Here is a 20,184-nt window from a genome sequence, read left to right on the forward strand (position 1 = left end):
GGCGCTTACCGGGCTCTGGCGAGACGGGGGTCGAGCAAGTCGCGCAACCCATCGCCAAGGAGGTTCAGCCCGAGCACCGCGAAAGCGATCGCCATGCCGGGGAAGACGGCCAGCAGCGGCTGCTGGAACATGAGGGTCTGCGCCTCGCTGAGCATGCGGCCCCACGAGGGCTGCGGCGGCTGGGTGCCCAGGCCGAGGTAGGAGAGGGCGGCCTCGGCGAGGATCGCGATGGCGAAGCGGATGGTGATCTGCACGATCAGCACGGCCGAGATGTTGGGCAGCACATGCTGCATCGTGATGGCGAACGAACCCTTGCCGCAGGCGCGCGCGGCGGCCACGTACTCGCGCGACCAGATGGCGTTGGCCGACGCCCGCGTGATGCGCGCGAAGGTCGGGATGTTGTAGATGCCGATGGCGATGATCGCGTTGACGATGCCGGCGCCGAACACGGCCGTCATCATGATGGCCGACAGGATGGCCGGGAAGGCGAGCGAGAAATCGGTGAGCCGCATGATCGCTTCCTCGACCCAGCCGCGCCGCGCCGCCGCGAGCAGGCCCAGCGCCGTGCCCACGACGAGGCCGATGCCCACCGCGATCACGCCCACCAGGATGGAAGCCCGCGCGCCCACGAGAAGCAGCGAAGCCACGTCGCGCCCGTAGGTGTCGGTGCCCAGCCAATGAGAGCCCGACGGCGGCTTCAGCTTGCTGGCCATGTCCATCTCGTAGGGCGACCAGGGCGTCCACACCAGCGAGACGAGGGCGGCAAGCAGCAGGAGCAGGGTCAGCGCGCCGCCGAGCACGAAGCTGCGGTGCTGGAGGGCACGGCGCCAGAAGCCCGGCACCTTGAGCGCCGCTGCGCTCGGAATGGGTATGGCGCTCATAGATGCACCCTTGGCGCTGCGCTCATATATCGCTGGCCTTGATGCGCGGGTCGATCACCGCGTAAAGCACGTCGACCACGAAATTCACGATGACCACCATGGCCGCGAGCAGCATCACGCAGTTGCGCACCACGATCAGGTCGCGGTTGCTGATGGCCTGGAAGATCAGCCGGCCCAGGCCCGGCAGGTAGAACACGTTTTCGACCACGATGGTGCCGGCCAGCAGCTCGGAAAACTGCATGCCCATCACCGTGACCACCGGGATCATCGCGTTGCGCAGCACGTGGGTCCAGAGCACGGCGCGCTGCGAAACGCCCTTGGCGCGCGCGGTGCGCACGAAGTCTTCGCGCATCACCTCGAGCACGGCCGAACGCGTGATGCGCGCGAGGATCGCGGCCTGCACCACCGCGAGCGACAGGGCCGGCAGCAGCAGCGACTTGATGCCTGCGAAGATGCCTTCACCCCAGCCCTCGAAGCCGCCGGCGGAAAACCACTGCAGCTGAACCGAGAACACCAGGATCAGCAGGATCGCGAACCAGAAATTGGGAATGGCGATGCCCACCTGCGTGAGGCCCATCAGGCCGACGTCGCCGAGCTTGTTGTGGCGCGCAGCGGCGGTCACGCCCACCAGCAGCGCGAGCACCGTGGTCAAGGCCATCGCGAGCAGGGCAAGGGGCACGGTGAGCGCAAGGCGTTCGAGGATCAGGTCGAGCACCGGCGAACTGTAGGCGTAGCTGTCGCCCAGGTTGCCGGTCAGGAGGCCGGCAATCCAGTGCCAGTAGCGTGTCCATGCGGGCTGGTCGAGGCCGAGCTTGGTGGCGAGGGCGGCCACGGCCTCGGGCGAAGCATCCGGTCCCATCAACATCTGTGCTGCATTGCCCGGAAGAATTTCCAGAACCAGGAACACGATGATCGACGCGCCCACCAGGGTGCCGATCAGCGTCAGCGTACGTTTCAGAAGGAACAAGCCCATCTCAGTGACTCCGCTGTGCGTCGTGTCGCGGGGTGTTCTTGGTCAGGGCGCGTGCGATTGGCACCGGGCGCTCCCCGCAGCGAAATGAAGGAGGAGGCCGCAGGGCGGAGACATTCGCGGAGCAGAGCATGCGGTCGGCGTGATCACGTTCTGAACAAGAGCAGGATTTCATGCCGAGATGCAGCTGGCAATCGCGCGGCCCACATCCACGGTCGACGCAGTGCCACCCATGTCGCGAGTGCGCGGACCTTCGCTCAGCACGGTCTCGATGGCCGAGATCACCGCGGCCGAAGCCTCTGCGTACACAGGGTCGTTGTTGCCAAGATGGTCGAGCATCAGCGCGGCCGACCAGATCTGTCCGATCGGGTTGGCAATGCCCTTGCCCGCAATGTCGGGCGCCGAGCCGTGCACGGGCTCGAACAGAGAAGGGAATTTGCGTTCGGGGTTCAGGTTGGCCGAGGGCGCGATGCCGATGGTGCCGGTGCAGGCCGGGCCCAGGTCGGACAGGATGTCGCCGAACAGATTGGAAGCCACCACTACGTCGAACCAGTCGGGGTGCTGCACGAAATGCGCGCACAGGATGTCGATGTGGTATTTGCTCGTTGCGATGTCCGGATGGCGCTTGGCGATCTCGGCCAGACGCTCGTCCCAATAGGGCATGGTCACCGAGATGCCGTTCGACTTGGTGGCCGCCACGAGGTTCTTGCGCTTGCGGCGGCCGGCGAGCTCGAACGCGTATTCGATGATGCGGTCCACGCCAACGCGCGTGAACACCGCTTCCTGGATGGCCATCTCGCGCGGCGTGCCTTCGAACAGGCGCCCACCCACCGATGTGTATTCGCCCTCGGTGTTCTCGCGCACCACCAGGAAGTCGATATCGCCGGGCTTGCGGTGCGCCAGCGGGCCGGGCACGCCGGGCATCAGGCGTACGGGGCGCAGATTCACGTACTGGTCGAAGTCGCGGCGGATCTTGATCAGCAGGCCCCACACTGCAATGTGGTCGGGCACCTTGTCGGGCGCGCCCACCGCGCCGAAGTAGATCGCGTCGTGGCCCTGGATCTTGTCGGCCCAGTCGGCCGGCATCATCAGGCCCGTGCGCACATAGTGGTCGGAGCCCCAGTCGAAGTGGTCGTGCGAAAAATCGATGCCGAAGCGGCGACCGACCGCGTCGAGCACGCGCAACCCTTCGGGCATGACTTCGACGCCGATTCCGTCTCCGGGAATGACGGCAATCCTGTGCTTTTTCTGCATTGACTCAACCTGTTCCAAGTTCGTTTCGTTCGGGGGGCGCCAGCGCTCGTGACACGGGGCTTTCGAAAAATTCTAGAAGCGAGAAGCGGGCCTGAAGAGGGGGTTGGCACTCAAATCGCCTTGACAAAATAAGAAGGCGAAGCGGGATGCCTTCACTGGGGAATTCAAGAATTCCCTGTCATGAAATTGACCTCGACTTCAAAAAATTAGAAGGGTTGGAGCACTCGCGGCCACCGCCTGTCGGCTTCCAAAACCGGTTCATGAAGGTTGTGTCGATGGGCTGACAGGACCTTGGGTCCCTCGTACCATGGCCCCATGCGAACACTCCAACTCCCCACCGGCGGCGAGATGCCGGTTCTCGGCCTCGGCACCTGGCGCATGGGCGAAAATGCGGGCCATCGCGCAGCCGAAGTGAAGGCGGTGCGCGAGGCCATCGCGCTCGGCTACCGGCTCGTCGACACCGCCGAGATGTACGGCGAAGGTGGGGCGGAAACTGTCGTTGGCCAGGCCATCGGCGAGGCCTTGCGCGCGGGCGACGTGCGGCGCGAAGCGCTCTTCGTCGTCAGCAAGGTCTACCCGCACAACGCCAGCCGGCGCGGCACGCGCGATGCCTGCGAGCGCAGCCTGAAACGGCTGGGGCTCGACGCCATCGACCTCTACCTGCTGCACTGGCGGGGCAGCCATGCGCTGCGCGAGACGGTCGCCGCGATGCAGTCGCTGGTGGACGACGGACGCATCGGCCACTGGGGCGTGAGCAACTTCGACACCGACGATATGGAGGAACTCGCGCAGGCTGTCGGCGACGGCCCGGTCTGCGCGGCCAACCAGGTTAACCTGTCGCTGGGCGAGCGCGGCCCGGAGTTCAGCCTGCTGCCGTGGCAGCGCGAGCGCGGCGTGCCGCTGATGGCCTATAGCCCGATCGATCAGGGCGCGCTGGCTGAGGACGAAGGGCTGGGTGAATTGGCTGCGCGGCTTGGCGTGACGGCTGCGCAACTGGCACTGGCCTCGGTGATCGCACGGCCCGGCGTGGCGGCGATCCCGAAGGCGGTGCGCAGCGCGCACCTGAAGGAGAACCTGGCCGCCGCAGAGCTGAAGCTCGATGCGGCAACTCTCGAGGAACTCGACCGGCTGCATCCGCCGCCGCGGCGCAAGAGGCCGCTGGCGATGATTTAGGGTGAACAGTCCTTGCCAAGGACTCAGTGGGCTTCGGCCTGCTTGGCCGCTGCGATGACGGCCTGCTCGTCGTGCTTCGCGCCGTTGAGGAACAGGTTCAGCAGCACCGCCGCAATCGACGCCAGCAGAATGCCCGATTCGATCAGCGAGTGGATCGCATGCGGCATCCACTGCTTGAAGTTGGGTGCGATGAGCGGAATCATGCCGATGCCGATCGACACCGCGACGATCATCGCGTTGTGGCGGTTGCCCTTGAAGTCCACCCCAGAGAGGATGCGGATGCCCGTGGCGGCCACCATGCCGAACATCACCAGCCCCGCGCCGCCGAGCACCACCGTGGGCAGCGACTCGACCAGCGCAGCCATCTTGGGCAGCAGCCCGAGCACGACCAGGATCACGCCGCCGGCCACGCAGACATAGCGGCTCTTGATGCCCGTGACGGCCACCAGGCCCACGTTCTGCGAAAAGCTGGTGTACGGAAAGGTGTTGAAGATGCCGCCGATGAGCGTGCCGAGGCCGTCGGTGCGCAGCCCGCGCGCCAGGTCCTTCTGGCCGATCTTCCGGTCGGTCATTTCGCCGAGCGCGAGGAACATGCCGGTCGATTCGATCATCACCACGATCATGATGAGCGTCATCGTGAGGATCAGGATCGGGTCGAACTGCGGCATGCCGAAGTGGAAGGGCAGCACCACGTCCACCCAGGCCGCCTTGCCCACCTTCTCGTAGGTCATGAGGCCCGTCGCCGAAGCCACCGCCGCGCCGATCACGATGCCCAGCAGCACCGAGATGTTGGCAATGAAGCCCTTGGCGTACTTGACGATCAGCAGGATGGACACCAGCACCAGCGCAGCCACGCCGAAGCCCGAGAGGTCCGCGTACTTGGGGTTCGGGACCGTCGGCATGATGGCGAAGCCCTTGGGCACCGCGGGAATCGAGCTGCCCGGAGAAGTCACCTCGGCCAGCCACTTCGCGTAGACCGGATCGACCAGCGCCGGCGCCGTCGGGCCCACGGGGTTGCCGAAGATCCAGTTGATGCCCACGCGCATCAGGCTGATGCCGATCACCGCGATGATGGTGCCCGTGACCACCGGCGGAAAGAAACGCAGCATGCGGCTCACCAGTGGCGCGATCAGTATCGACACGATGCCCGCGCCGATGATGGCGCCGAACAGCAGCTGCGCGCCGTTCTGCCCGGGGTTGGCATTGGCAATGGCCACCATCGGCGCGACCGATGCGAAGGTCACGCCCATCATCACCGGCAGCTTGATGCCGAACCACTGGGTGGCGCCCAGCGCCTGGATCAGCGTGGCAATGCCGCAGCAGAACAGGTCGGCCGAGATCAGCAGCGCCACCTCGTCGGGCGAGAGCTTGAGCGCGCGGCCGACGATCAGCGGCACCGCCACGGCGCCCGCATACATCACCAGCACATGCTGAAGGCCCAGGGCCGCGAGCTTGCCCGCAGGCAGGCGCTGGTCCACCGGATGGACTGTGGAAAGGGTGTCGGCCGTCATTGAGTTTCTCCTGCAGCGGCGAGGGGAAAGGTGTGTGGACGGCGCGGTGTCCGTGGCGTCCACTCGTTGTGTACGCCAAACTGTATACAATTTATGCTGCAATCTGGATGCAGGAAAACCCGCATCAATCTTCCATCTTCAGCCGCCGCATGAGCCAGTTCGCGGTGAACTCGAAGTGCTCTCGCATGTTCAGCTCCGCCGTGTGACCATCATCCCCAAACACCAGTTGCGTCACATTGAAGCCAAGAGCCGCAAGAGAAGCAGGTTCATCCCTGGAGACGAGATCTTCGCGAGCGCCGTTCACCATGAGAATGGCTTTGCTCAATTGCACCGTAGTCGGCGTCTTCAATTGACGTGAGAGCTGGAATGCTTCGTAGTATTCGCACATTGCTTGACGAGGTGCCGTCTGCGGATTCATGTTCGCAAACACGGTGTAGGGTGCGACGATCCATGCAGGAGCAATCTTGCAATGCGCCTGTCCAAAGCTCGAATCGCTGGGGCCGCCTATGTTGACAATCGCCTTGTAGAAGTCGTTCCTCAGCCCGCCAAGCGTTCCCAGATAGCCCCCCATGCTCCAGCCATAGACGGCCACTCGGCTCGAGTCCAGGTCGCCGCGGGTCTTGATGTAGTCGGCAACCGTGTCGAACATCACAGAGGACTCCGGACGGAATCCAAGCTGGTTCTCCCCAGTGTCTGGATTTTCCACAATGATGGTGGCGAAACCGCGACTCATGAAGTAGTCGCTGTGCCGGATCATCTCCGTCTTCAAGTTGTCGAGGCCGCCGAGAACAACCAGCACCGGCAGCTTTTCGTTGCTGCGGTGTCGTGTCGACGGTGCCCGGAAGTAGCCGACGAATTCTTTCTCTCCGGTCTTGAACGTGATCCGTTGGAGCGGTTTTCCCAGAAGCGCGTGGGCTCGTTCGGTCGCCTGCAGATCCGCGGCGGGGACACGCTTGGGAAGCCGATTCATCCGCAGGTAGAAAGCGGCCTTCTTGTATTCGGCCGATGCAGCAGTGCTGTCGCCACGCTCTTCGGCCACGCGGGCTCGTTCCAGATGCACCTGAGCGGGCTTGCTGAAAGTCGCTTGCCAGACCGCCTGCGAAGGCCCGGCGTGTTCTGGCAGCGCTCGGACGATGTCGTCGAACGCGCTTGCTTTGATGCCGGCATCCTCGAGCCACCAGCAGATGTTGAATTTGAACGAAGGATGCATGCGAGCGATGCCTCCCGGGTACCCCGCCTGTCCTTCTCTGCAGAACTCGGCCATGCTGTCTGCAGCCCTGGCCGAAGGAATGCTCTGCGCTGCGGATTCCTGCGGCGCTGCCGCGATGGAAAGAACAGCTGCGAAGGCCGTCAGGAGTTTCAAGATCAATCTGTTCGTCACGGTCTTTCCCTTGCTCAGGACTCGATTTGGGTCGACATGCTTGGCAGCCAGTCATTGCCGCGATACCAGGCGACCGTATCGGCAACGGTTTGCTCAATCGGGCGAAACTTCAGTTGAAGCTTCTGCTCGCTCTTCGTGTGATTGAAATGGCTGCGCCCCGCCTCCTTGCGCATCAGCCGGACAGTCGCCAGGCTGAGCAGGATGGGCTTGCCGCTGATCCGCGCATAGAGTTCCTGTACCGCCGCCAAGAGATACAGGAGCGCAAAGGACAAATGGCGTGTCGGCGTCTTGATGCCCGCGATCTTCCCCACCAGGGGCACCAATTCCTGCATCGTCATGTGGCGGCCGGCAGCCAGATAGCGTTCACCGCGCTGCCCCTGCTCCGCCGCCGAAATTTGCGCCCTCGCCACATCGCGGGCGTCGACAACGGAAAAGCTGCCGGGCAGCAACCCAGGTAATTTTCCGAGCACCACATCGTTGACAAATTGTCCCGACGAAGTAGGGCCGATATCGGCCGGCCCCCACATCCATCCTGGCAGGACAAAGCTCGCATGCATGTCCGGGTGCCTCGCAAGAAAGGCCGACACGACTTGATCGGCCAGTATCTTGCTGCGGTAGTAGTCGTCGTCGGCATCTGCCAGGTCACGCAGGCAGGTTTCGTCAATGGGCATGTCCGGCTCGCCATTCAGCACCGCGATGGACGAGGTCTGAACGAAGCGCCGGATGCCGGCGCAGTAGGCCTGCTCGATGAGCTGCTGCGTGCCGTCCACGTTGATGCGCTTGAGCTCTCCCCAGTGGCTGCCGCCCTTGAAGTTGTCCCGGAAGAACGCGGCGGTGTGGAACACCACGTCGCATCCTTGCAGTGCGTTGGAGAAAGCGGGTACATCCGCCATGTCGCCCAGCACCAGCTCGACGCCTTTCACCCCTGCAAACTGTTGTCGACCTTTGGCCTCCGAGCGGACGAGGGCCTTGACAGAGACGCCTCGCACGAGGAGCTCGCGTACAAGGTTGTTGCCGAGAAGGCCGGTAGCGCCGGTGACAAACGCGGACCTCAGGTTTCTGGTTTTTTCCATATCGATTGAATTTCAAAGATCAAATGATCTTTGAATGTATCTCTGCCATTTTGAAATATCAAGTGATATCTGAGCCTCGATGTTCGGCGTTGTTTTCGGAAAGCGCGACCGCCAGTCGATATCCAAAGTTCATGTGATATCTTTTGAGACATGAGCCCAGCGACAGCAAGAAAGCGCCTGACCCGCGAGGAAAGCCGGGCGCAGACGCGCGAGCGTCTGATCGAAACCGCGCAGCACTTGTTTGTGTCGAACGGGTATGGGGGCGCGTCGATCCGCGACATCGCGGACAAGGCGGGCTACTCCCAAGGCGCCTTCTATTCGAACTTTTCGAGCAAGGAGGACGTCCTGCTGGAGTTGCTGCGACGGCATATGGAAGCGGAAGCGGCGCAGCTATCCAAGGTCATGGGCAACGACCGACAAAAGCCCGAGCAGATGCTGGCCGAACTGGAAGCCTGGGCTTCCACGCTCAATCACGATGCCGATTGGTGCATGCTTTCCATCGAACTGCAGCTGCATGCCAACCGCAGTCAAACCTTCGCTGCGGAGTACCAGAAGGTGTGGGACAAGCACCGGTCCGAGATCGGCGGCGTGATCGGCCAGCTGTTCAACAAACTCGGGCGCATGCCTCCTGCCGCACCGGACGAACTGGCCGCTGCCTTCATGGCACTGTCGCACGGGCTGGCATTGCAGCGGACGACCACCCGTTCGGATCCCTCGGGACGGTTGATCATGGTGTTCCTGCGCGGACTGATCGCAGGTGCGGAACGCCTGGGAACCACGGCTGTCGCGCCGACTGACTCCTCTTCGCGCGAGCTGAAAAAACGCAGACCCTCCCCAGACTAGGCGAGCAGCGCCTTCACCAGGTCGAGCTGGCGGTCGGGCTTCTCGGTGCCGAGCTCCAGGCTGGCCTCGATGCGCTCCAGGTGGTCGATCATGCAAGCCACCGCGCCTTCCGCGTCGCCCTTGCGGCAGATGCGCAGGAACTCGGAGTGCTCGTCCGACGAGCAATGCGGGTCGTTCGACGAGTGATAGAGCATGGCGATCAGCGAGCTGCGCGCCACCAGCTCGCGCACCAGCTCGGCCAGGGTCTTGTTGCCGGTGGCCTCGGCCAGCGCCACGTGGAAATCGCCCAGCACCTTCTCGCGCACGGTGCCCGTGGTGGTGGTCTGGCGCAGCGCGGTGCGCTCGAAGCGGATGTGCTGCTCCAGCACCTGGTAGTCGCGCGGCCGTGCATTGGCGATGAACAGGCGCACCACTTCGCTTTCGAGGATGCGTCGCACCGCAAACACCTCGCGTGCCTCCTGCACCGTGGGTTGGCAGACGAACGCGCCCTTGTCGGGAATCATCTCGATGAGCTTGTCTTTCGACAGCATGAGCAAAGCCGCGCGGATCTTGGTGCGGCTCACCGAATAGACGCGACCCAGCGCCTCCTCGCGCAGCCAGGTGCCGGGCGGCAGGCGCTTCTCGACGATGGCGGTGGCGATGTCCTGCGCGATGCTCTCGATGGAGCTGCCCTTGTCGGCGGCAGCCGCACCGTTCTCGGCGGGAGCGGCGGTGGCAGGGGAGGCGGAAGATTTGGAACTGGCGCGGGGCATGGCGGGATTGTGGCTCAGCGGGATTGCCGGCGCGCCCGCACATCCTTCTTACGGGCCGGCCAGGGTGAAGCCCTCGAGCGCGCCCGTCATGCGCTTGGGCAGCGGATGGGCCAGTTCGCCGCGCTTGCTGGTCGAAAGCTTCAGCGCGACCAGCGATTCGATGAGCTTGGTGCCCGCGGCCACGCCATCGATCACCGGCACGCCGAGCAGGCCGCCGATGTGCTCGCACAGGTCGGTCATGCCCGCGCAGCCGAGCACGATGCAGTCGGAGCCGTCTTCCTCGAGCGCGCGCCTGCATTCCCGGACGATGCGCTCGCGCGCGTTGGAGCCGGGCTCTTCGAGTTCGAGCACCGGCAGCTCGCAGGCGCGCACGTTGGCGCAGAAGCGTTCCATGCCGTAGATCTCGGCCAGGTGCCAGGCCTGGCCCATCGTGCGGCCCAGCGTGGTCACCACGCTGAAGCGGCTGCCCACCATGCTGGCCATGTGCATCGCGGCCTCGGCAATGCCCACCACCGGGCCGCGCGCCAGTTCGCGGGCGGCCTTCAGGCCCGGATCGCCGAAGCAGGCGATCACGTAGCCGTCGATGCCGTCGCGCTCGCCGGCCGCGATCTCCTGCAGCAGGCCTGGCACGGCCAGCGCCTCGTCGTAGTGGCTCTCGATGGAGACCGGGCCCATGGCCGGACTGACCGCGACGATTTCCGTGCCGGCGTGCGCCACCGCGCGGGCGCAGGCGCCGATCTTCTCGGTCATGCTCCAGGTGGTGTTGGGATTGATGATCTTGATGCGCACGGCGCGTTCCTTCTCTTTCAGTGTTTCAGGTCTTGTTGTTGCGGTTCAGCAGCACGTAGAGCACGAAGCCCAGACCCATGCCGATGAACCATGCATAGTTCGCGCCACCGCGCAGCGCCGGCACCATCACGCAAAGAATCGGCACCAGCGCGGAGGGGATCAGCGCCTGGATCGCCTTCGGGTTGTAGCCGCCGCTGTACCAGTACTTGCCCTGCTTGCTCATGGTGTAGAGCGCGTCGACGTCGATCCGTTGCTTGCGCACGATGTAGTAGTCGGCAATCAGGATGCCGAACAGCGGCCCGATGAACGAGCCCAGCACATCGAGCGTGTAGTGAATGACCTCGGGGCTGTTGTAGAGGTTCCAGGGCGTCAGGAACACCGAGCCCACCGCGGCGATCATGCCGCCCGTGCGCCAGCTGATGTGCTGCGGCGCCACGTTCGAGAAGTCGAAGGCCGGCGAGACGAAGTTGGCGACGATGTTGATGCCGATGGTGGCGATCATGAAGGTCAGTGCGCCCAGCACCACGGCGGTGGTGCTGTCGATCTTGCCCACGGTGTGCACCGGATCGGTGATCAGCTCGCCGAACACCGGCAGCGTGGCGGCCGTGGTGATCACCGTCAGCAGCGAGAAGAAGACGAAGTTGATCGGCAGGCCCCAGAAGTTGCCTTTCTTCACCGCGTCGAAGCTCTTGCCGTAGCGCGAGAAGTCGCCAAAGTTGAGCATCGGGCCGCTGAAGTAGCTCACCACCAGCGCAATGGCCGAGAGCATCACCGGCAGCGCGTCCCAGCCCTGGAACTTGATGCCGCCCAGGTTCAGGTCGATCTTGCTCCAGCCTGCCTTCCACACCAGCCAGCCGCAGAGTACGGCCATCACCACGTACACGGCCGGGCCGGCCCAGTCGATGAACTTGCGAATGGCTTCCATGCCGTGCCAGAACACGAAGGCCTGCAGCACCCACATGATCATGAACGCCACCCAGCCCAGTGTCGACAGGCCCGCGAAGCCGTGCCGGGCCACGTCGGCATACGGCGCGAGGTTGGGGAACATGTGCAGCGCCAGCACCATGAAGGCGGCCGATGCGAGATACGTCTGCACACCGTACCAGGCCACCGCGATCAGTCCGCGGATGATGGCCGGGATGTTGGCGCCCAGCACGCCGAACGAGGCGCGGCAAACCACCGGGTAGGGCACCCCCGTCACCTGGCTCGGCTTGGCCACCAGGTTGCAGAAGAACTGCACGATCACGATGCCCACGAGCAGCGACACCAGCACCTGCCAGCTCGACAGGCCCAGCGCGAACAGGCTGCCGGCCGTGATGTAGCCGCCCACGCTGTGCACGTCGGACATCCAGAACGCAAAGATGTTGTATTGGCCCCAGGTCTGCTTCTTGAGCGGGGCCAGGTCTTCGTTGGTCAGCCGCGGGTGGTAGCCGGGCTTGATCAGCGCGTTGGATTCGGCATGCGGCGCATGGCCGGCTTCGCTCGCCCCCGCGGGGGCCTGGCTGACGACTGTGCTCATGGTCTTTCCTCGTGCGAATGGTGGGTTGAGGGGCCGTTTTTCCGGCGCGAATTTCGCGCCGGGTATCGGGTGCGTTATTTGTATACAAAAACAGTGTGCAATCAAGGCCATCCGGCAATTCATATATCCGTAGATTCCCGGGGGTGAGGCTGGGGTGTTGAAATCTATAATATGGACATACATCCACAATATGGACGAATCCGCATGCCACTCGATGATTCCGACCCGAACCCGAAGACCCCTTACCAATACCCGAACCCGCCCGACGCACTGCCCGAGATCGTGGTGCCGCACGCCATTCCGACGGACGAGCGCCTGTGGGTGCCGCAGGCCGAGAACGTGTGGTTCCGCCCGCTGTGCCTGAACGCGAGCCAGGGTTACTGGATGAATCTGCTGCGCGTGCGCAAGTCGGGGGTGCTCAGCCGCCATCGCCATCCGCAGGCGGTGCATGGCTTCGTGCTGAAGGGCCGCTGGCGCTACCTCGAACATGACTGGGAAGCGACCGAAGGCAGCTACGTCTTCGAGCCGCCGGGTGAAACGCACACCCTCTACGTGCCCGAAGACGTCGAGGAAATGATCACGTATTTCCAGGTCAACGGGGTCATGTACTACACCGATCCATGGGGCAAGGGCATCGGCTACGAGGACGTGTTCACCAAGATCGACATGTGCCGCAAGCACTTCGATGCCGTCGGCCTGGGTGCGGATTACGTCAAGCAGTTCATTCGATGACCGGCGGACGCCTTGCAATGGCCCGCTACGACTTCGCGGGCCGGGCCGGTGTCGTGACCGGCGGCGCCAGCGGTATCGGCGCGGAGGTCGTCCAACGCTTGCGAGAAAGCGGAGCGCGTGTCGCCGTGTGGGACCTGGCCGAGCCTGCTGCAAGCGACGACGCCTGGCGCGTCGATGTGAGCGACCTGGCCGGCGTCGAGGACGCGGCCCGCGATACCGCGGCCCGTTTCGGCCGCATCGACTTCGTCGTGAACAGCGCCGGCCTTGCCGGCCCCACCATGCCGTTGGCCGAGTACGACCCGAAGACGTGGCGCCGCATCGTCGATGTCAACCTCCTCGGCACCTTTCACGTCTGCCGCGCGCTGGTGCCGTATCTGCGCCGGGCCGGGGCAGGGCGCATCGTCAACATCGCCTCGCTGGCCGGCAAGGAGGGCACGCCCAACGCCTCCGCCTACAGCTCGGCCAAGGCGGGCGTGCTGGCATTGACCAAGTCGCTCGGCAAGGAACTGGCGGGCACCGGCATCCTGGTGAATGCGATCGCGCCAGCCGCCGTGCGCACGCCCATCCTCGAGCAGATGTCGCCCGCCCACGTGCAGGCCATGATCGACAAGAGCCCCATGCAGCGGCTGGGCGAAAGCAGCGAAGTGGCCGAAATGGTGGCCTGGCTTTGCTCGGGATCGTGCAGCTTCAACACCGGCGCGGTGTTCGACCTTTCAGGCGGGCGCGCGACTTACTGAGTCGTTGCACTCCCTTTTTTTCCTTCCTCATCTCTTTCACCTCACGGAGACATTCCATGATTCGATTCGCCCGCAACCTGCGCCGCCTGGCGGTGCTTTCGTTGCTGCCCGCCGCGGGCCTGCTTGCCGCCGGTCCGGCATCGGCCCAGGCGCGCGACTTCCCCAGCAAGCCCGTCGAGCTGGTGGTGCCTTTCCAGCCGGGCGGCGGCACCGACGCCCTGGCACGTGCCTTTGCCGATGCCACCCGCAAGCACATGCCGCAGAGCATGATCATCGTCAACAAGCCGGGCGCCAGTGGCGCGATCGGCTGGCAGGACGTGGTCAATGCCAGGCCCGACGGCTACCGCCTGGCGGTCGTCACGGTGGAACTCACCACGCTGCCGCACATGGGCCTCGCGAAATTCACCTATGAGGACCTGACGCCCATTGCCCGCCTGAACGCGGACCAATCCGCCATCACCGTGCGCGCGGACGCACCGTGGAACACCGTCGAGGAATTCCTTGCCGCGGCTAGGAAGGACAGCGGCAAACTGAGCATGGGCAATGCCGGCAATGGCTCCATCTGGCATCTCGCCGCCGCCGCGCTGGAAGACAAGACCGGTGCCAAGTTCAACCACACGCCGTTCCAGGGTGCCGGCCCGGCTGTGCTGGCGCTATTGGGTGGCCACATCGACGCCGTCGCAGTGAGCCCAGCCGAAGTGACGACGTACGTGCAGGCCGGCAAGCTCAAGACGCTGGCGGTGATGGCCGAGCAGCGCGTCAAGGGCTTCGACAAGGTGCCGACCCTGAAGGAGCGTGGGATCGACCTGGTTATCGGTACCTGGCGGGGCATCGCGGCGCCGAAGAACACGCCCCCGGAAGTCGTGGCCTACCTGAAGAACCTGAGCCAGAAGGCGGCCAGCGAGCCGGCCTTCCGCGAGGTGCTGGACAAGCAGAATCTGGGCTTCTCGTATGCCGACGACGTGGCCTTCAAGGCCAACATGGCCAGGGACAACGCCTACTTCAAGGCGCTGATGGGCAAGCTGGACATCAAGAACTGAGAGTGCCGGCGCCATGACCTACCAAGCAAGACTCTTCAATGGCAAGCGCGCGCTGGTCAGCGGTGCAACCCAGGGCATCGGCGCTGTCATCGCCAACCACCTGGCCGCGCTGGGTGCCCGGGTCACCGCCATCGGGCTGGGCAAGGGCGACGGTACGCTGGATGCCGCCGTCGAGGTGAAGGAGGCCGACGTGACCTCGGCGCCAAGCCTCGACGCAGCGTTGGCAGGCATCGACCGGCTCGACATTGTCTTCAACTGCGCCGGCATCATCCAGCGCGGCGCCGAGCACGATCTCGAAGTGTTCGAGAAGGTGCTCGCGGTGAACCTCACCGGCACCATGCGGGTGTGCAGCGCAACGCGCGAGCGGCTCAAGGCCAGCGGCGGCTGCATCGTCAACATGGCTTCGATGCTGAGTTTTTTCGGCGGCGGCCTGGTGCCTGGCTATGCGGCCAGCAAGGGGGGCGTGGCGCAACTCACCAAGTCGCTGGCGATCGCCTATGCGGCCGATGGCATCCGCGTCAACGCGGTGGCACCGGGCTGGATCGCGACGCCACTGACACAGGCGCTGCAGGACGACCCGGCGCGCGCCGGCCCCATCCTGGCACGCACGCCCATGGGCCGCTGGGGCACGCCGGACGACGTGGCGCGCGCCGCGATGTTCCTGTGCACGCCGGCCGCGGCCTTCATGACCGGGGTGATCCTGCCGGTCGACGGCGGCTACATGGTGAGCTGAGCGCGGCTCGCCAATCCGACCTGGACGAAGGGAGGGCGCCCGGAAGTTCGTGGGGATAATCGAAGGCCACCGCCCGAGCCCACTTCCTTCCAATCGTCGTTCGATGCCCGCATCCTCCAGTTCCCGTGCCCCGCCGGCGCGCGTGCAGCCGCAAGTGGCGGGCACCGCCGCGTTCTCCAAGTTCATGCAGGTGCTGCAACTGGTGGCGGATGCGCAAGAGCCGATGAACGTTGCGGCGCTGATGCGCGCGACCGGCTTTCCGCGGCCCACGGTACATCGCATCGTCGCTGCCTTGGTGGCCGAGCGCCTGCTGGCGGAGCAGTCGCATGGCGCCACCTTCGCGCTGGGTCCGCGCCTGATCCAGCTGGCGAGCCGCAGCTGGGGCCGCTCCGAGCTGCGCCTGGCGGCGGTGGACGAACTCAAGCGCCTGCGCGACGTGACCGGCGAGACGGTGCACCTGGCCGTGCCCAACGGCACGAGCATGGTCTACATCGAGAAGCTCGAGAGCCCGAGTGCCGTGCGAATGGCCTCGCGCATCGGCACCAGCGTGTCGCTGCACTCGACGGCCGTCGGCAAGGCCTACCTGGCAGCGCTCGACGACGGCGCGGTCAAGGCGCTGCTCAAGGACCTGCCGATGCCGCGCTACACCGCCAACACGCCGGTCGACCCAGCGCAGCTGCAGGCAGTGATCCGCGAGGTCCGCGAGCGCGGCTGGGCGGTGGACAACGAGGAAAACGAACCCGGCATCTATTGCTTCGGGGCCGTCATCCGTGGCACGGGCGGTGCGCCGGTGGCTGCGATCAGCGTCAGCACGCTGGTGTTCCGCCAGAAGGAAGATCCGCTGCAGAGTTATGTGGCGCCGCTGCTGGAATCCTGCCGCGTGATCTCGGAGCGCATCGCCCAGACGCCCTCGCTCTCGGCCGGCGACATGCTCTAGCCGGCGCTCTTGCGGCGCCCGCTCAGTCCGCCTCCAGCGGCGCGAGCATGGTCCCGCGGCAGTTCGGCGAGCCGCAACGGCAGGGGTATTTTTCGGCCGGCGAACCATCGTCCGCGGTCAGGGAATAGTCGATGAACAGCTCGTCGCCCGCGTCCACCGGCACGAGGGTCTGGAACTTGAGCATCAGCTCGCCCGCGTCGTCGTATTCCTCGACCGCCTCGCAGTTGGGATCGCAGGCGTGGTTCAGGTGGCGCGTGCCGTTGCCGCCCTTGGCGCCGTCGATCGTCTCGTGGTTGGAGAGCGTGAACAGGTAGGTGAGCTGGTCGTTCCACGACTTGGCCGCAATCTCCTGCGGTGTGTAGCGCCGGCCTTCGTAGAGGCCGAGGAATGCCTCGGCCGGCAGGTCGCACGCCGCAAATGCACCGAGCCCGTGCACCCCGCTGGGCGCGACCCGGATGTTGGGTGTGGACGAGGTTTGCTTGCGGGGTTTCATGTGCGGAAGAGGCGGGGGTGGGAGACAAGGCGAGTGGCAAGTGTGCACCAGCAGCTTGCTCATCTGTCGGGATCTTCGTCGGCCTGGGCCTGGAACATGCGCGTGAAATCGCAGCATTCCTGCGCCAGCATCACGATGGAGGATGTGAGCGCGCTGCGGTGCTCGCCCTTGTGCATGGCCACGTAGCGCACCACCGGCAGGGCAGGCACCACGTCGATCACGGCGAGCATGCCGGCCGAAACGAGCGGGTCCAGGCACTGGCGCGGAAGGTAGCTCACGCCCAGCCCGGACACCGTGAGCCCGGTCAGCGCCACGAGGTTGCTCACCACGATGGTGTCGGACGGCTGCACGCCCTGGTCCTTCATCCAGGCGTCGTAGGCGCGGCCGGTGCCGGAGTTCTTGCCCTGCACCAGCATGCGGTGCCGCGCGAGTTCGTGCAGCCGCATGCTGCCGGTGGCTGGCACCACGCCGGGCTTGCACATCCAGGCGCTTTCCACTTGGCCGATGGCCTTGCTCTGCATGCGCGAATCGGCAAAGGTGTCGGGCACGATCACCAGGTCGAGTTCGTCGGCCAGCAGCTTGTCGCGCAATTGCAGGCTGTCGTCGACGTCGGGCTCGAGAATGACCTTGGGATAGTGCTGCTGGATCAGGCCGACGAGCCGCGGCAGCCATGTCATCGCAGTCAGTTCGGTCACGCCGATGCGCAGCCGGCGCTCCACCACGCCCGGCTTGCCGAACTGCTCGACGGCGGCGTCGCGCTGCTCGAGCAGCCTGGCCGCGAGGACGAACATCTCTTCGCCTTTTTCGGTCAGGCGCGCGGCGCGCTGGCTGCGGTCGAAAAGCTCCGTGTCGAACAGCAGCTCGAGTTCATGCACCCGCTTGGACACGGCCGACTGCGAGGTGTGAAGCTGGTTGGCCGCCTGGGCGAAGCCGCCGAGCTTGGCGATCCAGTACAGGGCTTCGAGCTGCTTGAAGGTCATCACGGTGCGTGCCCTTTGGATTGAATACTTTTATTCATGTTATTCAATCACAAAAAATCGCTTTTAGAAATTTGAAGGTGCGCAGAAGATTCGCTCCGGTCCTGCCCTGTGTACTTCCTGCCTCATCTTCAAAGGAACATTCCATGAACCTCAAACAGTCCCTCGTGCTCGGCGCCAGCATTGCGCTGTTCTGCGGTGCTGCCGCCTCTCAAGAGAGCCCGACGCTGCGCAAGATCAAGGAAACCGGCACGGTGCAGATCGGCAGCCGCGACACGCAGATTCCGTTTTCCTACAAGACCGGCGCCGAAAGCGCGCCCATCGGCTTCACCAACGAGATCTGCCTGAAGGTGGTCGACGCCATCAAGGCCAAGCTCGGCCTGCAGAAGATCGAGGTGCGCTACACGCTGCTCAATTCGACCAACCGCATTCCGCTGGTGCAGAACGGCACGGTCGACCTCGACTGCGCGACCACCACCAACACGGTGCAGCGCCAGCAGCAGGTCGACTTTGCGCCGAGCCATTTCGTCACCAACATCACCGCCGCAGTGAAGAAGAACTCGGGCATCAACTCGATCGCCGACCTGCAGGGCAAGACCGTGGCCACGGTGGCCGGCAGCACCTCGATGCAGCTGCTGCGCGGCTTCCGCAAGACCGAGAACATCGAGGTGCAGGAAATTGCGGGCAAGGACACGGCCGACGCCTTCCTGCTGCTCGCGAGCGACCGCGCCGTGGCCTACGTGCTCGACGACGTACAGCTGGCCGGCCTCATCGCCAACCAGCCCAACGCCTCCGACTACAAGCTGCTGAAGGACGTGCTGCGGCAGGAACCCTACGGCATCATGATGCGCAAGGACGACCCCGAGTTCAAGGCGATCGTCGACCAGACCGTGACCGAGATGATGAAGTCGGGCGCCATCGACAAGCTCTATGCCAAGTGGTTCATGGCGCCCATTCCTCCGCGCAACGTGAACCTCAACTTCCCGATGTCCGACGCCGTGCGCGAGGTCTACAAGAACCCGAACAACAAGGGCGTTTGAGGATGTCGGAACAACAACCGAACCATGCCAACGGGCTGGCGTTTCCCGACGCGCTGATGCGCGAGGTGAAGCAGCGCTTTCTCCATGTCGACCACGACCACCACGGGCGCGAGCGCCTCTACTTCGACAACGCGGGCGGCTCGTTCCGGCTGAAGGCGGCGGTCGAGCGCTTCGCGCAGGTCGACGCCATTCCCGACAACGCGGAGCGCATTCACGCCACGGCCGTCGAGCTCCAGGAAATCCAGGCCAGGGCTGCGGCCGACGTGCGCACCATCCTCAATGCGCGGGGCGGCAGCGTCTATGCATCGCTGACGGCATCGGGCGCGATGTTCGACATGGTGCGCGCGGTGGCCGAGAACGTGCCGGGCACGAACATGGTCACCACCGTGCTCGAGCACCCCTCGTCGTTCGACGCCATGAGTCTCTACGCGGGCAAATCCGGCCGCGAACTGCGGGTGGCAAAGAGCAATCCCGAGACCGGCGGCGTCGATGCCGACGAGATCGTCCGGCTGGTGGACGAAAACACCTGCCTGCTCAACGTGATCTATGCATCGAACATCTCGGGTGCCAAGCTCGACATGGAACAGATCGTCCGGCGCGCGCGCGAGATCAAGCCCGATCTCTACATCGTGGTGGACGCCGTGCAGCATGCGCCGCACGGCCTGATCGACCTGCAGAAGACGCCTGTGGATGGCATCAACATGGCGCCCTACAAATTCTTCGGCTGCCGTGGCTCGGGGCTCTCATGGGTGTCGGACCGCGCAGCGCTGCTGCCGCACCACAAGCTCGCGGGCAAGAAGCCCGACTTCTGGGACCTGGGCAGCTCCGCGCCCTGGCAGTTTGCCGTGCTCACCGAAATCGTGGATTACGTGTGCTGGCTCGGCGGCCATTTTTCGGACGCCACCGGGCGCCGCGCGCTGTTCGAGGCGGGCATCGCGCACATCGAGCTGCACGAGCGGGCCTTGCTCGCGGCGCTGCTCGACGGGAGCGGCAAGGCCAGGGGCTTGCGCCGGATCGAAGGCGTCAGGGTCTTCCTCGATCATCCGGACCTGACCAAGCGCGACCTGATCATCGGCATCGGCTTCGAGCGCCTCGACTGCACGCAGGCGGTGGTCGAGTACGGAAAGCGCGGCGTCACCGTGTACGAGCGCGCGGCGAGCAGCATCTATTCGAAGCGCATGCTCGACTCCTTCGGCCTCGAAGGCACGGTGCGGGTTTCGCCGCTGCACTGCCACTCGGCCGCCGACGTGGAGAAGTTTCTCCAGGTGACGCGGGAGATTGCTGCCAGCGCGAACGGGTCGCGAAAAGAAGCCGGCTGACCTCGTGCCATGGTCGGGTTACGGCGCGAG

General features: G+C 64.8%; 20 protein-coding genes. 9 read left to right on the forward strand and 11 right to left on the reverse strand.

Annotated elements, in window-relative coordinates; translation table 11 throughout:
• Nucleotides 1–5: 5 nt before the first annotated feature.
• The 3 genes from ACAM55_RS05630 to ACAM55_RS05640 all read right to left on the reverse strand — a co-directional run bounded on the left by ACAM55_RS05630 (nucleotide 6) and on the right by ACAM55_RS05640 (nucleotide 3,105).
• Nucleotides 6–881 (reverse strand): ABC transporter permease, encoded by an 876-nt coding sequence (locus ACAM55_RS05630; RefSeq protein WP_369655061.1) that lies wholly within the window; start codon nucleotides 879–881, stop codon nucleotides 6–8.
• 22 nt (nucleotides 882–903) lie between these two features.
• Nucleotides 904–1,854, reverse strand: coding sequence for an ABC transporter permease (locus ACAM55_RS05635; protein ID WP_369655062.1), 951 nt, complete (start codon nucleotides 1,852–1,854; stop codon nucleotides 904–906).
• Nucleotides 1,855–2,022: 168 nt separating this feature from the next.
• Nucleotides 2,023–3,105, reverse strand: coding sequence for a tartrate dehydrogenase (locus tag ACAM55_RS05640; RefSeq protein WP_369655063.1), 1,083 nt, complete (start codon nucleotides 3,103–3,105; stop codon nucleotides 2,023–2,025).
• Between the two features lie 315 nt (nucleotides 3,106–3,420).
• On the opposite strand from ACAM55_RS05640, the gene ACAM55_RS05645 reads away from it, so the two are divergent.
• A complete protein-coding gene (locus ACAM55_RS05645) occupies nucleotides 3,421–4,278 on the forward strand; it encodes an aldo/keto reductase (RefSeq protein ID WP_369655064.1) in 858 nt (285 codons plus the stop codon).
• A 23-nt stretch (nucleotides 4,279–4,301) separates the two neighbouring features.
• Here ACAM55_RS05645 and ACAM55_RS05650 read toward each other — a convergent pair whose 3' ends face one another.
• The 3 genes from ACAM55_RS05650 to ACAM55_RS05660 all read right to left on the reverse strand — a co-directional run bounded on the left by ACAM55_RS05650 (nucleotide 4,302) and on the right by ACAM55_RS05660 (nucleotide 8,243).
• Complete coding sequence (locus ACAM55_RS05650; RefSeq protein ID WP_369655065.1) at nucleotides 4,302–5,789, reverse strand: nucleobase:cation symporter-2 family protein; 1,488 nt, start codon at nucleotides 5,787–5,789, stop codon at nucleotides 4,302–4,304.
• Nucleotides 5,790–5,913: 124 nt separating this feature from the next.
• A complete protein-coding gene (locus ACAM55_RS05655; protein ID WP_369655066.1) occupies nucleotides 5,914–7,170 on the reverse strand; it encodes an alpha/beta hydrolase in 1,257 nt (418 codons plus the stop codon).
• A 14-nt stretch (nucleotides 7,171–7,184) separates the two neighbouring features.
• Nucleotides 7,185–8,243 (reverse strand): SDR family oxidoreductase, encoded by a 1,059-nt coding sequence (locus tag ACAM55_RS05660; RefSeq protein ID WP_369655067.1) that lies wholly within the window; start codon nucleotides 8,241–8,243, stop codon nucleotides 7,185–7,187.
• Nucleotides 8,244–8,393: 150 nt separating this feature from the next.
• Here ACAM55_RS05660 and ACAM55_RS05665 point away from each other — a divergent pair, with 150 nt between their 5' ends.
• Nucleotides 8,394–9,086: a TetR/AcrR family transcriptional regulator gene (locus ACAM55_RS05665; RefSeq protein WP_369655068.1), complete on the forward strand. Its 693-nt coding sequence runs from the start codon at nucleotides 8,394–8,396 to the stop codon at nucleotides 9,084–9,086.
• On the opposite strand, the gene ACAM55_RS05670 is transcribed toward ACAM55_RS05665, so the two are convergent.
• Genes ACAM55_RS05670 through ACAM55_RS05680 form a run of 3 tightly spaced genes read right to left on the reverse strand, consistent with a single transcriptional unit; the run spans nucleotide 9,083 to nucleotide 12,146 of the window.
• Nucleotides 9,083–9,838, reverse strand: a complete 756-nt coding sequence (locus ACAM55_RS05670) for a GntR family transcriptional regulator (protein WP_369655069.1) — start codon at nucleotides 9,836–9,838, stop codon at nucleotides 9,083–9,085. The genes ACAM55_RS05665 and ACAM55_RS05670 overlap by 4 nt on opposite strands.
• A gap of 48 nt (nucleotides 9,839–9,886) precedes the next feature.
• Nucleotides 9,887–10,627, reverse strand: coding sequence for an aspartate/glutamate racemase family protein (locus ACAM55_RS05675; RefSeq protein ID WP_369655070.1), 741 nt, complete (start codon nucleotides 10,625–10,627; stop codon nucleotides 9,887–9,889).
• Between the two features lie 25 nt (nucleotides 10,628–10,652).
• A complete protein-coding gene (locus tag ACAM55_RS05680; protein WP_369655071.1) occupies nucleotides 10,653–12,146 on the reverse strand; it encodes an NCS1 family nucleobase:cation symporter-1 in 1,494 nt (497 codons plus the stop codon).
• Between the two features lie 204 nt (nucleotides 12,147–12,350).
• Between ACAM55_RS05680 and ACAM55_RS05685 the strand changes: the two genes are divergently transcribed.
• The 5 genes from ACAM55_RS05685 (at nucleotide 12,351) to ACAM55_RS05705 (ending at nucleotide 16,325) form a co-directional block, all read left to right on the forward strand.
• The gene (locus ACAM55_RS05685) at nucleotides 12,351–12,878 is read left to right on the forward strand and encodes a 2,4'-dihydroxyacetophenone dioxygenase family protein (protein WP_369655072.1); all 528 of its coding nucleotides are present in this window, start codon (nucleotides 12,351–12,353) and stop codon (nucleotides 12,876–12,878) included.
• A complete protein-coding gene (locus tag ACAM55_RS05690; RefSeq protein WP_369655073.1) occupies nucleotides 12,875–13,615 on the forward strand; it encodes an SDR family NAD(P)-dependent oxidoreductase in 741 nt (246 codons plus the stop codon). Before ACAM55_RS05685 ends, ACAM55_RS05690 begins: the two co-directional genes overlap by 4 nt.
• A gap of 56 nt (nucleotides 13,616–13,671) precedes the next feature.
• A complete protein-coding gene (locus ACAM55_RS05695) occupies nucleotides 13,672–14,655 on the forward strand; it encodes a tripartite tricarboxylate transporter substrate binding protein (RefSeq protein WP_369655074.1) in 984 nt (327 codons plus the stop codon).
• A 13-nt stretch (nucleotides 14,656–14,668) separates the two neighbouring features.
• Nucleotides 14,669–15,388, forward strand: a complete 720-nt coding sequence (locus tag ACAM55_RS05700) for an SDR family NAD(P)-dependent oxidoreductase (protein ID WP_369655075.1) — start codon at nucleotides 14,669–14,671, stop codon at nucleotides 15,386–15,388.
• 103 nt (nucleotides 15,389–15,491) lie between these two features.
• A complete protein-coding gene (locus ACAM55_RS05705) occupies nucleotides 15,492–16,325 on the forward strand; it encodes an IclR family transcriptional regulator (protein WP_369655076.1) in 834 nt (277 codons plus the stop codon).
• Between the two features lie 22 nt (nucleotides 16,326–16,347).
• Here ACAM55_RS05705 and ACAM55_RS05710 read toward each other — a convergent pair whose 3' ends face one another.
• Complete coding sequence (locus ACAM55_RS05710) at nucleotides 16,348–16,818, reverse strand: SET domain-containing protein (RefSeq protein ID WP_369655077.1); 471 nt, start codon at nucleotides 16,816–16,818, stop codon at nucleotides 16,348–16,350.
• 59 nt (nucleotides 16,819–16,877) lie between these two features.
• A complete protein-coding gene (locus ACAM55_RS05715) occupies nucleotides 16,878–17,798 on the reverse strand; it encodes a LysR family transcriptional regulator (RefSeq protein WP_369656343.1) in 921 nt (306 codons plus the stop codon).
• Between the two features lie 143 nt (nucleotides 17,799–17,941).
• Between ACAM55_RS05715 and ACAM55_RS05720 the strand changes: the two genes are divergently transcribed.
• Nucleotides 17,942–18,835, forward strand: coding sequence for an amino acid ABC transporter substrate-binding protein (locus ACAM55_RS05720; protein ID WP_369655078.1), 894 nt, complete (start codon nucleotides 17,942–17,944; stop codon nucleotides 18,833–18,835).
• Between the two features lie 2 nt (nucleotides 18,836–18,837).
• Entirely contained in the window at nucleotides 18,838–20,154 is a 1,317-nt protein-coding gene (locus tag ACAM55_RS05725; protein ID WP_369655079.1) for an aminotransferase class V-fold PLP-dependent enzyme, read from the forward strand.
• Nucleotides 20,155–20,184 lie beyond the last annotated feature (30 nt).

Origin of the sequence: Variovorax sp. V213, assembly GCF_041154455.1 — a bacterium.
Taxonomy (GTDB): Bacteria; Pseudomonadota; Gammaproteobacteria; order Burkholderiales; family Burkholderiaceae_C; genus Variovorax.

Excerpts from the sequence above, each read along its gene's own strand:
- ACAM55_RS05710 (WP_369655077.1), bottom strand. The coding sequence starts at position 16,818 with ATGAAACCCCGCAAGCAAACCTCGTCCACACCCAACATCCGGGTCGCG.
- ACAM55_RS05705 (WP_369655076.1), top strand. The coding sequence starts at position 15,492 with ATGCCCGCATCCTCCAGTTCCCGTGCCCCGCCGGCGCGCGTGCAGCCG.
- ACAM55_RS05640 (WP_369655063.1), bottom strand. The coding sequence starts at position 3,105 with ATGCAGAAAAAGCACAGGATTGCCGTCATTCCCGGAGACGGAATCGGC.
- ACAM55_RS05670 (WP_369655069.1), bottom strand. The coding sequence starts at position 9,838 with ATGCCCCGCGCCAGTTCCAAATCTTCCGCCTCCCCTGCCACCGCCGCT.
- ACAM55_RS05680 (WP_369655071.1), bottom strand. The coding sequence starts at position 12,146 with ATGAGCACAGTCGTCAGCCAGGCCCCCGCGGGGGCGAGCGAAGCCGGC.
- ACAM55_RS05690 (WP_369655073.1), top strand. The coding sequence starts at position 12,875 with ATGACCGGCGGACGCCTTGCAATGGCCCGCTACGACTTCGCGGGCCGG.
- ACAM55_RS05700 (WP_369655075.1), top strand. The coding sequence starts at position 14,669 with ATGACCTACCAAGCAAGACTCTTCAATGGCAAGCGCGCGCTGGTCAGC.
- ACAM55_RS05695 (WP_369655074.1), top strand. The coding sequence starts at position 13,672 with ATGATTCGATTCGCCCGCAACCTGCGCCGCCTGGCGGTGCTTTCGTTG.
- ACAM55_RS05645 (WP_369655064.1), top strand. The coding sequence starts at position 3,421 with ATGCGAACACTCCAACTCCCCACCGGCGGCGAGATGCCGGTTCTCGGC.
- ACAM55_RS05660 (WP_369655067.1), bottom strand. The coding sequence starts at position 8,243 with ATGGAAAAAACCAGAAACCTGAGGTCCGCGTTTGTCACCGGCGCTACC.
- ACAM55_RS05715 (WP_369656343.1), bottom strand. The coding sequence starts at position 17,798 with ATGACCTTCAAGCAGCTCGAAGCCCTGTACTGGATCGCCAAGCTCGGC.
- ACAM55_RS05665 (WP_369655068.1), top strand. The coding sequence starts at position 8,394 with ATGAGCCCAGCGACAGCAAGAAAGCGCCTGACCCGCGAGGAAAGCCGG.
- ACAM55_RS05635 (WP_369655062.1), bottom strand. The coding sequence starts at position 1,854 with ATGGGCTTGTTCCTTCTGAAACGTACGCTGACGCTGATCGGCACCCTG.
- ACAM55_RS05725 (WP_369655079.1), top strand. The coding sequence starts at position 18,838 with ATGTCGGAACAACAACCGAACCATGCCAACGGGCTGGCGTTTCCCGAC.
- ACAM55_RS05650 (WP_369655065.1), bottom strand. The coding sequence starts at position 5,789 with ATGACGGCCGACACCCTTTCCACAGTCCATCCGGTGGACCAGCGCCTG.
- ACAM55_RS05685 (WP_369655072.1), top strand. The coding sequence starts at position 12,351 with ATGCCACTCGATGATTCCGACCCGAACCCGAAGACCCCTTACCAATAC.
- ACAM55_RS05630 (WP_369655061.1), bottom strand. The coding sequence starts at position 881 with ATGAGCGCCATACCCATTCCGAGCGCAGCGGCGCTCAAGGTGCCGGGC.
- ACAM55_RS05720 (WP_369655078.1), top strand. The coding sequence starts at position 17,942 with ATGAACCTCAAACAGTCCCTCGTGCTCGGCGCCAGCATTGCGCTGTTC.